Genomic DNA, 14,024 nt, shown 5'->3' on the forward strand with positions numbered 1-14,024 from the left:
AGGCCGTGTATTTTTAAGACCGCTCTCAAAAATACACAGCCACTCCATGGAACGATTTTCTCACTGGGAGACTGGGCTTGGCAAGTACACTGTTTCGTGGGGCGCTTACCTATCCGCCCCAACAAATCATTCATAGCTACGACAAAGTGGTGCAGATCAATTTGATCCGCACCAAAATCTGAAAGGAGGCTCCCACTATGCCCGTCACCAATACGATTGAATTGCCAAAAAGGAGGGCCGCCATTGAGCCAACCACAATACGCCATTATGCGCTTCGCCAAGTACAAAGGGCCGGAGATCACCAACATCGAGGCCCATAACGAGCGCAGAAAAGAGAAGTACGCCAGTAACCCCGATATTGACCTTTCCCGCAGCAAGCATAACTTTCACCTGATCGACCCGCCCCAGCGGTACCGGGCCGAAGCCGAGCGACAGATCAGCGCTGCGGGCTGCCGTACCCGGAAGGACAGTGTCCGGCTGGTGGAAGTCCTGTTCACCGCCACACCGGAATTCTTTCAGGGCAAGAAGCTGCCCGAAATCCGGCAGTACTTTGAAGAAGCACTCCACTTCCTGGAGCAGTATCAAGCCAAAGAAACAATTATCTCCGCCATGGTGCATATGGACGAGAAGACGCCCCATATGCACCTTTCTTTTGTCCCGCTGACGCCAGACGGCAGGCTGAGTGCCAAAGAGATTGTGGGCAACAAAAAGAAGCTGAGCTGGTGGCAGGACAAGTTCTGGGAGCACATGGTTGTCAAGTACTCCGACCTGGAGCGCGGCGAGAGCGCCAGCCAGACGGGCCGCGACCATATCCCGCCCCGCATTTTTAAGGAGATGACCCGCCTGACCAAGCAGCGCCAGAAGCTGGATCATCTGCTCACAAGCATCGGGCCTCTGAACGGCAAGAAGCGGGCCGCCGAGATTTCTGAACTGCTGGACGGCTATATCCCGGCCGTGGAGAAGATGCGGACCCAGCTGAAAAAGTACAGTACAGCCTTCACCAGTACCAAGGCTGAGAATGAAAAGCTCAAGAAGAAAAACAAAAAGCTCTCGGAGTCCCTGGACGAGGCGACTCACGAGAGCGTTCTGAAGCAGCTGAAAGATGCCAAGCTCCAGCGGGAGTATCAGGAGGCCCTCGCGATTCTGGAGCGCATTCCCAAAGAGGTTCTGGATGCGTATACCCACATGGGAACCGCAGAACGAAACCACCCCATGAAACAGGGCTTATGAACATGGGAGGTAATCATTTGGCAAAAAAGAAAGCGATCAATGATTACGGCACCGGCATTCCACAGCACGAGATGGAAGCGCTGGCTCGGGTCCTGCTGCCGGAAATTGAAAAATTTTATGCCAGCGAAGAAGGTCAGCGTCAGTTTGCTCGGTGGAAAGAGGAACAGCAGCTAAAGCAGCAGAACCTCCCTATGGCTGGGTAAGTAAATGAATTTCTAATCAAGTGCTCAAGCGAGCACTTGATTTACATAAAGCCAAATAAATTATATACTAAAAATAATTTTTATATTGTAAACAGACTTTTCTCCTCAATTACATGAAAGTCTGCTTATTATAACAGGTTAGCTTTTTTGTAATTCAATCCCTGTTAACTCTAAAACCATATCGAAAAATCTCCCAAATCATAATATCATCAGAAGATCCACAAGAGTCCAGCAATATTAATAGTTTTGCCAGTAACAAAGCCAAAACATTTCTATTTTACAGAATACTAAACTAAAAAGTATCTTTTCATATTATCTCGGAACGTTTAATTCATGAGGACGTAGCATATATTTACGCTCTTTGACATGGTTATTTAGAATTTCAGCGATATCCACCATTAGAGACACAACTGTTTGGGAAAACTCAGTAATATGCTCAGGATCAACAGAAATGGAGTTGTCACCGTGGGCAATACGATTCCTATAGTTGAGAAACTTATTAAGAGGCACCTTGTATTTTTCTAACGATTCACAATTGACCGCATATCTATTGCAAATATTCTGCAATTCAGCATAATTAACATTTGACCCTGTATCAATTTCCAATGGAAGTTGTACTGGTCCAGATACCATATCTTGAATCTTTCTAACTAGTTGCTTTTTCTTTTCAAAAGTTTGCGGAGGTTGATGTAAGCTTAGTGAAGAAAACATATGTTTTGTTTTTATACTTTCATTTAAATCAGAAAAAGTCAACTGTTCACTATTGATGACCTTTACATACTCTTTGAAAGAGTTAACAATATAGCCCTCCCAAACCGCATATAGAGCAGGAATACAATATTTTCGAGAGACAGCTTTTTTTCTTTCTGACAAATGAGATTGAACTGTCAAAGATTTTAATATAGCAATCTCACCTAATCTCCAATTTAAATCAGAATTTATAGCTTCTTCAAAATCACTCATGTGCACTTTCTCCAAATAGTTCAAGTGCTCGCTTTATTCGCCGTTTAGCCCTATTTTTGCTGCTTGAAGATACGCCAGAATTTTTTCTAAACTGATCATCAGTTTTTAGTCGAGCAATCACGGAACTTAATTTATCAGGATGTGTTTCATAAAAATCCAGATTATTAGTTAATGCTACCATTACTGCATCATAAAGACTAGACGAACAAATTGTGCTATTAGCAAAACGGAAAACAGATTTACCCAAAGGTTCAAGCAATTTTAAGGTACGATAGAATTTATCAGGTATTTCTGCCGGAATATCTTCACCTTTGTCTAGTTTCTCTCGTAAATAATTCGTCATATACATTGAAATTGATGCATTTACTTTTTCCCAGCTATCCACTAAGCAAATATATCTTACTATTAGTTCTTGGTTATATAGCTCCAGCTTTTGACGTTCAGTTAGCGCCGTTAAATTGACAAATATTTTATTGTTAACTGCCTCATCAATAAATTCATATAATTTTCTTAGGCCACTTCGGAATATGCAGTTTCTTATTTCCTGATCGGTCAACGCCTCTCCACCTGTATTAAGTCGACTAAACAGCTCATATCTCATATCCCATTGGCTGTCCCATTTTATAATTTCTATCCGACAAACAGCACGCTTAATATTTAAACGATACCTGTTGGGAAGATTATCAATATTGAATCCCTCTAGAGCATCTAGTAAATCACCAGATACTAAAAACCACCTGTTCATCTCCGGCTTATCTGTTCTCAAAACACCAAAAAATGAAAGTACTGTCGAAATTCTTTGCAGCCCATCCACCAATTCCCAACGACCATCATTATCTTCTGCCACAAAAATTGGGGGAATAGGAATGCCAAGCAAAATAGATTCTATAAATTTTGTTTTCTGTTCAACAGTCCACCGAAACAATCTTTGAAATTCAGGAGAAATTATTATTTCTCCTTGCTCATACATGCTCATTATTTCGCCAAAGGACATGTCCATTCTATCAGTAGTTAGGCTATTCCTAAGCTTTTTAACTTGCATTTCAAGTTCGTTAACCTGTGCAGGGACATCTCCCTCTGGAAACATTGAAATCCGAGTATCATCCATAATAATCCCTCAACTCTGTCATGTATTTGTATATATTATATACTACTCATTTACATGTCTAAAATCAATAGCTAATATGAAGGAATCAATCTTCACTTTGTGAATGAGTCTTCTTCGACCAATGTGAAGGCTTTCATTATTAGAGAACGCACATTTAGGAGGCAATATGTTTCTTTACACCGAAGCCGCCTAATCCGTCCTATGGTCCAGGTAAAGATACTCGTCACAGCTATAACAAACAAGACTAAAGTACCTTGAAAAGAGTTTGTAGATTCTGGTGTATACAGAACAAAGGCATTTCTAAGGTCCTCAGAATCGGTTTAATAAGTACAAGGCGGGCCTTCCCTTCTTCATTCGAGGAAGCCCCGCCCTTTCCGATCACCGCGTCAAATCCAGGTTCTCGGTAGAAAGCAAAAATCCGAACCCGTCTCCCACTGGGAAGATCAAGTTCGGATTTCTATCTCTTGGTCGGAGTGGCGAGACTCGAACTCGCGGCCTCCTGCTCCCAAAGCAGGCGCGCTACCAACTGCGCAACACCCCGGCACTGCTCTATAGTATACCGCGTTTGGGGCGTTTCGTCAATCGGCAGTTGCCGGCGGGGCCGGGCCGTGCTACAATAAAGCCAGCACCTGCCCACCCCGACGGAGGCCCTGTTATGACGGTGATTTTCCTGGATATCGATGGCGTTCTCTGCACGCCCCTCAGCGTCCGGCTGAACTGGCTGTTCCGCCGGCCCATGGAGCGGCCCTTCTTTGACCCCATCGCCCTGGGGCTGCTGCGCCGGCTGGTGCGGCGCACCGGCGCCCGGGTGGTGTTGTCCTCCTCCTGGCGGTACAGCTTTGAGGACGACGATCCCTTCATGCAGGCCATCCGGGACCACTTCTACCGCACCCTGGAGGCCAACGGCACCCCGGTATGGGATCTGGCCCCCATTCTGGGCCGGAGCAAGGGGGAGGAGATCGCCGCCTGGCTGGAACAGCACCCCGGCGCCGGCTTCGTCATCCTGGACGACCGGCCCGACGAATTCACCGGCACGCCGGCCCTGAAAGCCCGGCTGGTGGAGGTGGACAGCATGCGGGGACTGCGCCGGAGGGATTTCCGGCAGGCGCTGGACCTTTTGGCCGGGGTTGCCCCCGGCGTCTAAATCTGTTATACTCACCCTAACCATCCAACGAAAGAGGTGTCCGCCATGATTGATTTTGAAAACCCGTCTTTTCTCAAGCTGCGCCCGGTCAACGATTCCAAGCTGGAGCGCCTGATCCAGCCTCTGCTCACCCCCGGTGAACAGGTGGTCCAGGCCTTCCAGAGCGTCCGGGACGGCGTCGTCTTTACCGACCGCCGGGTCATCGCCATCAACGTCCAGGGGGTCACCGGGATGAAAAAGTCCTTCACCTCCCTGCCCTACCGCCGGGTGCAGGCCTACGCCATCGAGTCCGCCGGCATGGGCGATCTGGACGGCGAGCTGCAGCTGTGGTATTCGGGCCTGGGGGCCGTCAAGTTTGAGCTGCTGGCCGGTTCCGACCTGGCCCTGCTCTGCCGCGTCATCGAAAACGCCATCTCGGGCTGAATCCTGCCCGACACACAAAAGCGCCCGGTGCCTCTCCCCTTTTGCGGGAAAGGCCCGGGCGTTTGTTTTGTTCAGGATTCGGGTTCGTCCAGCTGCCGCAGCAGGCGGTCCAGCTGCTCAAAGGTATACAGCCGGTTGAATACCTCCAGCATTTCCTTTTTGGAAAGCCTCGGCGGCAGCCCCAGGGCCCCCAGCAGCCGGTATTTCCGCTCGGCGGCCCCTGCGGTACCCGACAGGCCCCAGTCGTACAGGTCGGTGTAGGTGACGGCCCGGCCCGTCCGGGGGGCGGCGGGCTGGTCGGCCTCGCTGCCCAGAGCCTGCCGCAGGCTGCGGAGGATTACCTCGTCGGGCACCCCCTCCACCCCCAGCAGGCCCTCCTTGCCGGGGGCGGCCTTGCGGCGCTCTTTGCCCGGCATGGCCGGGACATAGGCCTGGACCACGTGTTCCTCCCCCACCAGGTTGGTGATGTAGGTGCGGATCTGGAACCCCGCCTTGTCCGAGTCGGTCAGGAGAATCAGGCCGTTTTGCTCTGCCAGCTGCTTGAGAAGCCGCTGGCGTTTTTTGTCCGAAAACACCGCGAACCCGCCCGTCAGCAGGATCATGGCGTCGGTGAGGCCGGCCAGGCGGGCGGCGTCGTATTTGCCCTCCACCACCAGCACCCGGCCGGTATGCAGACGTTCGCTCATCGGCTGCCTCCTTCCATGACCAGGCGGCACAGGGCCATTTCCAGCAGCACCTGGGGGTTCACCGGCTGGCCCTTGAGGTTTTTGTCCAGCTCCAGCAGGATATTCAGGCACCGCTTGAGCTGGGGCAGGGTGTAGCCTGCCGCCGTCTGGGCCGACCGCTTGAGCCGGAAATCACTGCCCTTGTACCCGAAGTCCTTGAACACGGCGGTGTAGTTCTTTTTGTTCTGCTGGCCCAGCTTGACCCGGTACAGGTCCACATAGCTGCCGATCAGGGCGGCGGTGATGGCGATGGGTTCCTGCTGCAGCCGCAGCAGAACCTGCAGTTTCTTGCAGGCGGCGGCCGCGTTGCGGGCGGTCACCATCCGCACCATCTCAAAGACGTCCGCCTCCAGGCTCACCACACCCATGTCGGCCACCAGGGCCGGGGTGATGGTGCGGTAGCCCGAGGCCGCCGCCAGCTTGTCCACCTCGTTTTCCAGCAGGTAGGGGTCCTCGCCGCAGCGGTCCAGCAGGGCCGACGCCGCCGGGCCGGTCAGTTCGGCCCCCTGGGCCTGGGCCCGGTCGGTCATCATCTGCCGCAGCTGGGCGGGGCCGGGCTTGGCCAGTTCCTCGGCCCAGCCCAGCTTTTTGCACTGGGCAATCAGCCGCTGGGCCCGCTTGCCCGGCTTGGCCTTGCCGGTGCGCTCGGCCTCAAAGACGCTGCCCAGCACCAGCACGGCGTTTTCCAGGCTGGCCACCGTGTCCATAAAGGCTTCCAGGTCTTTTTCGCTGTAGGCCCCGGGGTCCACCTCGGGCAGGCAGACCACACGCCGGGTGCCGAAAAACGAGATGGTGCCCGCCGCCATCACCAGCTGCTCCACGTCGGGAGCCGCCCCGTCCAGCACCGTCATCTCCTCCTCTGTCCCCTGGGCCAGCAGGCGGCAGGCCGCCTGCACCGCCTGGTGCACCAGATATTTCTCGGTGGAGTAAAAATAGAACACCGGGCAGCCCTGTTCCGCCAGGACCGCCAGCTTGGTTTCTGCGGGCATCGCGCCTCGCCTCCTTTGTCATTGCCGGACCCGCACGCCCCCGCCCGGCCGCAGCAGCAGCCCGGACGCCCGGGGCGTGTCCGGGTCCATCCAGTCGTATTCCTTGAGCGCCAGCACCCCTTCCCACCGGAAGGCCGACGGGTCGGAGGGTGAGGCCAGCAGCCAGTCCACCTCCATGGTTTGGGCCAGCTCAAAGGTGCCGTTGACCGCTGCCAGCCGCCACCGGCCCACCGTCACAAGGGCGGCCCGGCCCTGGGGCAGGCAGAGGACTTCCACTTTCATATCGCCCCGCTGGCCCCGGTAGGTGGCATAATCTCCCAGCCCCGACGCCAGAATCACCCGGTCCGCCTCGGGGCGGGTCACCCGGGAGGGTTCGCTGCGCAAATCCACCAGCAGGCAGGGCTGGGACAGGCCGCGGCTTTCCAGCCAGCCCTCCACCGCGGTGCGGCCGCTGCTGCCGCCCCGGTAGAGAACCACCGTCTGGCCGTTCTGGGTCAGGATCACCGAGGGGGTCTGGGCGCTGCCCACCAGGGCCACCTGCACCACATCCCGGCTCAGGACCACCGCCCCGCCGATCCCCACCGCAGCCGCCAGCACCAGCGCCGGCACCCAGAACCGGGCCCGCACCCGGCCCTGATAGGCCAGGTAGCACAGGCCCATCAGGATCAGGCTCACTGCGGCGGCATAGCGGCTGTCAAAAGCCATCTGGGCCCCGGGCCACTGGGACACCATTTCCACCCATGCGTTCAGAAGCCGGGCGAACGCTCCGGCTCCCATCGCCAGCAGATGATAGACCGGGTACAGTGCCGGCACCAGCCCGGTGAGGGCCGCCAGGATGCCCAGAATCATCATAGGCTGCACCACCCACAGGACGGCCACACCCGATATGAGCGCATAGGGGCTGGTGCTCATCCCCCGGAGAACCAGCACCGGGAAGGTGGCCGCCGAGGCGCACAGGGAGATGCACCCTGTGGTCCAGACCGCCCGTGCCAGCCGCAGAGCCGCCCGCTGGATCAGGGGCGCTTGTCCCATCCCCTCCCGGCGAAAGGCCGGGCGGTCGTTCAGCCTTTGGGTGCGGCGGCGGGCCAGGGCCGCCCCTGCCAGGGTGCCCATCACCGCCGCATAGGACAGTTCAAAGCCCACGTCGCAGACGGCGTAGCTGTTGAAGGCGCTCATCCCCAGCCCGGCCAGGGCCAGACTGGTCATGGCGTCGGCGGGGGCCATGACCCACACCCCAAAGGCCCCGATGGCCACCGCTGCGGCGGCCCGGAGCACCGACGGGGTAAAGCCGGTGATGCCGGTCAGCAGGACGGCCAGCGCCACCGGCCCCAGGGCCCGCAGCCGCAGAGCCCAGACCTTGCGCCGGCTGAAACAGCCCTCCATGGGCCGGGCGGGACGCAGCTGCATCTGGGCCAGCCGCACCCCGAACCGCCGGTACAGCTTAAAGCCCAGTTTGTCCGGCAGCAGCAGGGCCAGCTTCTGCCCTGCCGTCAGCCAGCGCTTCATATCCCACAGGGCCGGCAGGCCCATGCCGCACAGGATGGTGACGTGCATTCCGCTGACCACCAGCACATGGGACAATCCCGCCGCCCGATAGGCGCTGTTCAGTTCTGAGGAGATCCGGCTGCGGTCCCCCACCACCATGGCGGCCAGGGCGCCGGCCTCGTCCCCTTCCATATCTTTGCACAGAGCATCGCTGAGGGTCTGCTGGAGCCGGGCCGACCAGGCCCGAAAGCCTTCCGCCTCCCCCAGACAGGCAAACTGCTGGCTGTAGTCGGCCAGAAAGACGATTTCGTCGGCGTAGCGGCCGGGACGGTCCTCCTGGCCGGGGGATTCCAGGGTGAAAATCCCCTCGATCCGGTCCCCGGCCTCACAGGCCGGCAGGTTGTCGCACCAGCAGCAGAAGGACGCCTCCTGCCCCCGGACGCTCTCCACCCGCAGCCTGGCCCGGACATTCAGCCGGGTGTAACCCTCCCTTACCTCCTCCACGCTGGCCACCAGACGGACGGTGGTGTTGTCGTACCGGCTGGTGAGGGTTTCCAGCCGGGCCTGGGTGCGCAGGGTAAAGCCGATGCCCAGCATGGCCCCCGCCAGCAGCCAGAGACCATATCCCCTGCGCCGCCCGCCCAGCAGCATCACCGCCAGGCAGATCCCGACAAAGAAAGCCGCAAGCGGCCCGAGGGTCACCTGCGGCTCATAAGCAGCGATCAGCTGTGCGCTCAGCGCACCGGCAAAAAGTGCGCAGACCGGCCGCCTCACCCCATCAGTGGAAGAACAGGGGCAGCGGCTCCAGGAAGATGATGTCCTCCCGCTTGGCTGCGTCGCCTTCAGCCAGGACGGCGGCCTGGCCCACGATCTCGCAGCGGGTCTGCTCGGCCAGGGCGTCCAGGGCTTTCAGGGAACCGCCGGTGGAGATGACGTCATCCACCACCAGCACACGCTTGCCGCTCATCTGGTCCAGCTCCTTGCGGTCGATGACCAGCTTCTGCTTGCCGGCGGTGGTGATGGACTGGTCCTCCACGATGACCGGGTCCTTCATATACAGCTTGACGTTCTTGCGGGCGCAGACATAGGGTTTGCCGCTCTGACGGCTCATCTCGTGGGCCAGGGGGATGCCCTTGGCCTCGGCGGTGAGCAGGATGTCAAAGTCGGGGCACTTTTTCAGCAGCTCGGCGGCTGCGGCCACCGTCAGCTCACTGTCACCCAGCATGATGAAGGCCGCAATGTCCATGTGGTCGTTCACCTTGCAGATGGTCAGCTCGCGGGTCAGGCCCGCGACCTTCAAAGTATAGGTTTCAGCCATGTTGTGATTCTCTCCTTTTTCCGATCCGGGCTCTCAGCCTGCGGGCCAGCCCATGGGGCGCTTGGCCATCACATGGAAGTGCAGGTGCTTGACGCTCTGGCCGGCGTCCTCGCCCACGTTGGACACGATGCGGTAGCCGCCGTCGCAGCCCAGGTCATTGCACAGTTTGGCGATGGTGGCGAAGATGTGGCCCAGCAGGGCCCCGTCCGCCTCGGTCAGGGCTGCGGCCGAGGGAATGTGCTTTTTGGGGATGACGAGGAAGTGGACCGGGGCCTGGGGGTCGATGTCATAAAAGGCCAGCAGCTGGTCGTCCTCGTACAGCTTGTTGGAGGGAATTTCCCCCGCAGCGATCTTACAGAACAGGCAGTCATCCATGGTTGTGACAGCTCCTTTCGTGGGTGAATCTGCCGGCAGCGCCCGGCCGGGGGCCGGTTTCTGCCGTTATCAGTCAGCGCGGCGTCCAAGGCCGCGCGCGGGCCGTGGATCAGGCCATCTGGCGGCCGGCCACCTCGCCTGCAGCCTGCAGGGCCTCGTCGATCTTGGTGGCATCCTTCAGGCCGGCCATGGCGAAGTCGGGCTTGCCGCCGCCCTTGCCGCCTGCAATGGCCGACAGCTCCTTGACCAGGTTGCCGGCCTTGAGGCCCTTGGCCTGGGCCAGCTTGTTGACGGCCACGGCCATGGTGGTCTTGCCGTTGTCGCTGCCCACCAGGACGGCCACCACCGGGTTGACGGCCTTGTCGCGGATGGTGTCGCACATGCCGCGCAGGGTGTCGCTGGCGGTGCCGGTGAAGTAGGCGGTGACGATCTTGACGCCGTTGACCTCGTTGGCGTTCTTGAACAGGTCGGTGACCTTGGAGGCAGCCACCTCAGCCTTGAGGGTATCCAGCTCCTTGGTCAGGGCCTTGTTCTCGGCCATGACGGCCTCGGCGCGGGCGGCCAGGTCGGCCACGTTGTTGGCCTTGAGGGCGGCGGCGGTCTGGCGCAGGGTCAGCTCGTTGGCGTTGGCCCGCATCAGCAGGTTCTTGCCGGTGACGGCCTCAATGCGGCGGATGCCGGCGGCCACAGAGGACTCGCTGACAATCTTGAAGCAGCCGATCTGGGCGGTGTTCTTGACGTGGGTACCGCCGCAGAACTCGGTGGACCAGCCGCAGACGTCCACGACGCGGACGATCTCGCCGTACTTCTCGCCGAACAGGGCCATGGCGCCCATCTTCTTGGCCTCGTCCAGCGGCATGCTGCGGACGTTGACCTCCAGGGCCTCATAGATCTTGTCGTTGACGATCTGCTCCACCCGGGCCAGTTCCTCAGGGGTCACGGCGCTGAAGTGGGTGAAGTCGAAGTGGGTCACATGGGCATCCTGATAGGAGCCGGCCTGGTGGACGTGGTCGCCCAGGACCTCCCGCAGGGCAGCCTGCAGCAGGTGGGTGGCGGTGTGGTTGCGGGCGATGGCCCAGCGGTACTCACGGTCCACCTGGGCGTTCAGCACGTCGCCCACGCGGACATAGCCGTTCTCCAGCACGCAGGTGTGGACGAAGTAGCCCTTGGGGGTCTTCTTCACGTCCAGCACGCGCAGGGTGCAGTTGTCGCCGGTGAGAACGCCGTGGTCAGCGGTCTGGCCGCCCATCTCGGCGTAGAAGGGGGTCTTGTCCAGCACCACCAGCACGCCTTCTTTGGCCTGGTCGTCGGTGGCGATGGCGTCGGTGAGGGTCTCCTCGTCCGACAGGGCCACCACGGTGCCCTGGTCGTTCAGGGTGTCATAGCCGGTAAAGACGGTGGGGGCAGCCTCCAGAGAACCGAACAGGTCGGCGCTCCAGCCCGAGATATTCTTCTTGAGGCGCTCGGCGCGGGCCCGCTCCTTCTGCTTGGTCATCTCGGCGTGGAAGCCCTCCTCGTCCACCTCGATGCCCTGCTCGGCGGCGATCTCGCGGGTCAGGTCCAGGGGGAAGCCGAAGGTGTCGTTCAGCTTGAAGACATCCAGGCCGCTCAGGATGTGCTGATGGGCCTTCTCGATGCCGTCGATGAGGGTATTGAGGATGTTCATGCCGGCGTCGATGGTCCGGGCGAAGTTGGCCTCCTCGGTGCCCACCACCTTCTTGATGTAGGCGGCGTGCTCACGCAGCTCGGGGTATGCGCTCTCGCTGGACTGGATGACGGTCTCCACCAGGTCCACCAGGAAGGGGCCCTGGATGCCCAGCAGACGGCCGTGACGGGCGGCGCGGCGCAGCAGGCGGCGCAGCACGTAGCCGCGGCCCTCGTTGGAGGGCAGGATGCCGTCCGACACCATGAAGGTGCAGCTGCGGATGTGGTCGGTGATGACGCGGATGGAGATGTCGGCCTTGTCGTTCTGCTTGTAGGTCTTGCCGGCGATGTGCTCCACATGGTGCAGCACGCTCTGGACGGTGTCCACCTCAAACAGGTTGCCCACGCCCTGCATCACGCAGGCCAGACGCTCCAGGCCCATGCCGGTATCAATGTTGGGCTTGGGCAGGCGGTCATAGTGGCCCTTGCCGTCCGAATCGAACTGGCTGAACACCAGGTTCCAGATCTCCATATAGCGGTCGCAGTCGCAGCCGGGGCCGCAGGTGGGCTTGCCGCAGCCGTACTCGATGCCGCGGTCAAAGTAAATCTCGGAGCAGGGGCCGCACGGACCGGAGCCGTGCTCCCAGAAGTTGTCCTCCTTGCCCATGCGGACCATGTGGTCGGGGGCGATGCCCACCTTCTGGGTCCAGATGTCATAGGCCTCGTCGTCTTCCAGGTAGACCGAGATATACAGCTTGTCCTTGGGGATGGCCATCCACTGGTCGCTGGTCAGGAACTCCCATGCCCAGGGAATGACCTCCTCCTTGAAGTAATCCTGGAAGGAGAAGTTGCCCAGCATCTCAAAGAAGGTGCCGTGGCGTGCGGTGATGCCCACCCGCTCGATGTCGGGGGTCCGGATGCACTTCTGGCAGGTGGTGACCCGGTGGCGGGGCGGCTCCTCCTGGCCCAGGAACCACTTCTTCATGGGGGCCATGCCGCTGTTGATCAGCAGCAGGCTGGGGTCGTCCTTGGGCACCAGGGGGAAGCTGCCCAGGCGCAGGTGACCCTTGCCCTCGAAGAAGCTCAGGTATTTTTCACGCAGTTCATTCAAACCGGTCCATTGCATAAACGATTCTCTCCTTGCTCTGCCCCGCCATGCGGGGCCTGAATATAAACGGCAGCGCGGCGAAAACAAAAGCAGCCCCCGCCCCGACAAGGGACGAAGGCTGCCGTAACTGCTCCGTGGTACCACCCAACTTGCGGCGGGCCGGGTGGCCTGCCGCCTCTTTTGCCGCAATAACGCTGCGCCGCGCCCGGCTTGTTTCGCCGGGAGCTCGAGGGTGGCATGGAACGTGAACAGCCGGAGGGCCTCACAGCTGAAAAACCCTCTCTCTGAACGGCTGGGCGCACATTCCTGGCCCTGTCATCGCCAAATAACCTTTTTTGATTTCAGGCGGGCGGCAGGGGGCCACACCCCCGGCCGCACCACTCAAATTATAAGCATGTACAGCGTTTTTGTCAACTGTTTCGATCAAAATTCCAGCGTAGGGCTGACCTCATTGCGCCGCTGGGTCTGGACGATGCAGTCCTTGCCGGGCACGGCCCCCGCCGCGCCCAGGGTGGTGAACACCGTCTGCAGCGCCAGGGCGGGGGTGTTGTTCTCCTGGGACAGGTGGCACAGGGCGAACTTTTCGCAGCCCTGCTGCACCAGCTCGGCCAGCTTTTCGCTGCACTCGTCGTTGGACAGATGGCCCCGGGGGCTTTCGATGCGGGCCCGCAGGTAATAGGGATAGGGCCCGTTGCGGAGCATGTAGGGGTCGTAGTTGCTCTCCAGGGCCACCAGGTCGCACCCGGCCAGGGCGGCGTGGACCGCCGGGGTCAGGACGCCCAGGTCGGTGGCAATGGACATCACTTTCCCCTCGGGGGTGGTGATGCGGTAGCCCACGCAGGGCACGTCATGGCTGGTGGGGAAAGCCCGCACCCCGAACCCGCCGATTTCCTCCTCGTCGCCGGTCTGGGGGTCCAGCACATGGACCGGGCACCCCGCCGGCAGCACGCCGCCGGCCTCCAGCGCATCCAGGGTGGCCTGGGCCCCGTACACCGGCAGCAGATGCCGTTTGAGGAAGGTGGCCAGGCCCTTGACGTGGTCGCTGTGCTCGTGGGTGATGAGGATACCGGCGCAGTCCGCAGCCTGGAGCCCCACCTCCCGCAGCGCGCCGGTGGTGACCCGCACCCCCTTGCCCATGTCGATGAGCAGGCAGCGGCCGCCGCTGCGGACCACGCTGCAGTTGCCCGAGGAACCGGAATAAAGCGAGATGAATTCTGCCATGGGGGAAAAGGGCCCTCCCTGCCCTGGGTGTACAACGAATCAAAGGAGCCGCGCCAGGCCGGTGCGACTCCAGGGATTCAGGGTTGGT

Annotated in this window: 13 protein-coding genes and 1 tRNA gene; 4 read left to right on the plus strand and 10 right to left on the minus strand. The window is 59.4% G+C overall.

Features of this window, described 5'->3' with window-relative positions:
• The first annotated feature begins 243 nt into the window (after nucleotides 1-243).
• Nucleotides 244-1,230, plus strand: a complete 987-nt coding sequence (gene mobV, locus B5F27_RS03245) for a MobV family relaxase (RefSeq protein WP_087364653.1) — start codon at nucleotides 244-246, stop codon at nucleotides 1,228-1,230.
• Between the two features lie 17 nt (nucleotides 1,231-1,247).
• Complete coding sequence (locus B5F27_RS03250; protein WP_242962053.1) at nucleotides 1,248-1,433, plus strand: hypothetical protein; 186 nt, start codon at nucleotides 1,248-1,250, stop codon at nucleotides 1,431-1,433.
• Nucleotides 1,434-1,745: 312 nt separating this feature from the next.
• Here B5F27_RS03250 and B5F27_RS16445 read toward each other — a convergent pair whose 3' ends face one another.
• The 3 genes from B5F27_RS16445 to B5F27_RS03260 form a co-directional block, all read right to left on the minus strand.
• Nucleotides 1,746-2,396 (minus strand): MAE_28990/MAE_18760 family HEPN-like nuclease, encoded by a 651-nt coding sequence (locus B5F27_RS16445; protein WP_144066471.1) that lies wholly within the window; start codon nucleotides 2,394-2,396, stop codon nucleotides 1,746-1,748.
• A complete protein-coding gene (locus B5F27_RS03255; protein WP_206422986.1) occupies nucleotides 2,389-3,504 on the minus strand; it encodes a DUF262 domain-containing protein in 1,116 nt (371 codons plus the stop codon). The genes B5F27_RS16445 and B5F27_RS03255 overlap by 8 nt, the downstream gene beginning before the upstream one ends.
• Before the next feature lie 465 nt (nucleotides 3,505-3,969).
• Nucleotides 3,970-4,045 (minus strand) — tRNA-Pro (locus B5F27_RS03260).
• Nucleotides 4,046-4,159: 114 nt separating this feature from the next.
• Between B5F27_RS03260 and B5F27_RS03265 the strand changes: the two genes are divergently transcribed.
• Nucleotides 4,160-4,648 carry an HAD domain-containing protein gene (locus tag B5F27_RS03265; protein WP_087247934.1) on the plus strand — a complete coding sequence of 163 codons (489 nt, stop codon included), beginning with the start codon at nucleotides 4,160-4,162 and terminating at the stop codon, nucleotides 4,646-4,648.
• Between the two features lie 45 nt (nucleotides 4,649-4,693).
• On the plus strand, nucleotides 4,694-5,071 hold the full coding sequence (locus B5F27_RS03270) for a PH domain-containing protein (protein WP_087247936.1): 378 nt from the start codon (nucleotides 4,694-4,696) through the stop codon (nucleotides 5,069-5,071).
• Nucleotides 5,072-5,142: 71 nt separating this feature from the next.
• On the opposite strand, the gene B5F27_RS03275 is transcribed toward B5F27_RS03270, so the two are convergent.
• The 7 genes from B5F27_RS03275 to B5F27_RS03305 all read right to left on the minus strand — a co-directional run bounded on the left by B5F27_RS03275 (nucleotide 5,143) and on the right by B5F27_RS03305 (nucleotide 13,936).
• Nucleotides 5,143-5,757, minus strand: a complete 615-nt coding sequence (locus B5F27_RS03275; RefSeq protein ID WP_087364655.1) for a DUF4093 domain-containing protein — start codon at nucleotides 5,755-5,757, stop codon at nucleotides 5,143-5,145.
• Nucleotides 5,754-6,785: a DNA polymerase III subunit delta gene (gene holA, locus B5F27_RS03280; RefSeq protein WP_087364657.1), complete on the minus strand. Its 1,032-nt coding sequence runs from the start codon at nucleotides 6,783-6,785 to the stop codon at nucleotides 5,754-5,756. The genes B5F27_RS03275 and holA overlap by 4 nt, the downstream gene beginning before the upstream one ends.
• 18 nt (nucleotides 6,786-6,803) lie before the next feature.
• A complete protein-coding gene (locus B5F27_RS03285) occupies nucleotides 6,804-8,972 on the minus strand; it encodes a ComEC/Rec2 family competence protein (RefSeq protein ID WP_144066472.1) in 2,169 nt (722 codons plus the stop codon).
• Nucleotides 8,973-9,048: 76 nt separating this feature from the next.
• On the minus strand, nucleotides 9,049-9,588 hold the full coding sequence (locus B5F27_RS03290) for a phosphoribosyltransferase family protein (protein ID WP_087364661.1): 540 nt from the start codon (nucleotides 9,586-9,588) through the stop codon (nucleotides 9,049-9,051).
• 33 nt (nucleotides 9,589-9,621) lie between these two features.
• Nucleotides 9,622-9,963, minus strand: coding sequence for a histidine triad nucleotide-binding protein (locus B5F27_RS03295; protein ID WP_087248509.1), 342 nt, complete (start codon nucleotides 9,961-9,963; stop codon nucleotides 9,622-9,624).
• 109 nt (nucleotides 9,964-10,072) lie between these two features.
• Nucleotides 10,073-12,733: an alanine--tRNA ligase gene (gene alaS, locus B5F27_RS03300; RefSeq protein ID WP_087364663.1), complete on the minus strand. Its 2,661-nt coding sequence runs from the start codon at nucleotides 12,731-12,733 to the stop codon at nucleotides 10,073-10,075.
• 405 nt (nucleotides 12,734-13,138) lie between these two features.
• The gene (locus tag B5F27_RS03305) at nucleotides 13,139-13,936 is read right to left on the minus strand and encodes an MBL fold metallo-hydrolase (protein ID WP_087248513.1); all 798 of its coding nucleotides are present in this window, start codon (nucleotides 13,934-13,936) and stop codon (nucleotides 13,139-13,141) included.
• Between the last annotated feature and the right edge of the window lie 88 nt (nucleotides 13,937-14,024).

Source organism: Faecalibacterium sp. An192 (genome assembly GCF_002160175.1).
Taxonomy (GTDB): domain Bacteria; phylum Bacillota; class Clostridia; order Oscillospirales; family Ruminococcaceae; genus Faecalibacterium.

What these genes read in the sequence shown, in the direction of transcription:
- B5F27_RS16445 (WP_144066471.1), bottom strand. Translation starts at nt 2,396, where the DNA reads ATGAGTGATTTTGAAGAAGCTATAAATTCTGATTTAAATTGGAGATTA.
- B5F27_RS03255 (WP_206422986.1), bottom strand. Translation starts at nt 3,504, where the DNA reads ATGGATGATACTCGGATTTCAATGTTTCCAGAGGGAGATGTCCCTGCA.
- B5F27_RS03265 (WP_087247934.1), top strand. Translation starts at nt 4,160, where the DNA reads ATGACGGTGATTTTCCTGGATATCGATGGCGTTCTCTGCACGCCCCTC.
- B5F27_RS03270 (WP_087247936.1), top strand. Translation starts at nt 4,694, where the DNA reads ATGATTGATTTTGAAAACCCGTCTTTTCTCAAGCTGCGCCCGGTCAAC.
- B5F27_RS03275 (WP_087364655.1), bottom strand. Translation starts at nt 5,757, where the DNA reads ATGAGCGAACGTCTGCATACCGGCCGGGTGCTGGTGGTGGAGGGCAAA.
- holA (WP_087364657.1), bottom strand. Translation starts at nt 6,785, where the DNA reads ATGCCCGCAGAAACCAAGCTGGCGGTCCTGGCGGAACAGGGCTGCCCG.
- B5F27_RS03290 (WP_087364661.1), bottom strand. Translation starts at nt 9,588, where the DNA reads ATGGCTGAAACCTATACTTTGAAGGTCGCGGGCCTGACCCGCGAGCTG.
- B5F27_RS03295 (WP_087248509.1), bottom strand. Translation starts at nt 9,963, where the DNA reads ATGGATGACTGCCTGTTCTGTAAGATCGCTGCGGGGGAAATTCCCTCC.
- alaS (WP_087364663.1), bottom strand. Translation starts at nt 12,733, where the DNA reads ATGCAATGGACCGGTTTGAATGAACTGCGTGAAAAATACCTGAGCTTC.
- B5F27_RS03305 (WP_087248513.1), bottom strand. Translation starts at nt 13,936, where the DNA reads ATGGCAGAATTCATCTCGCTTTATTCCGGTTCCTCGGGCAACTGCAGC.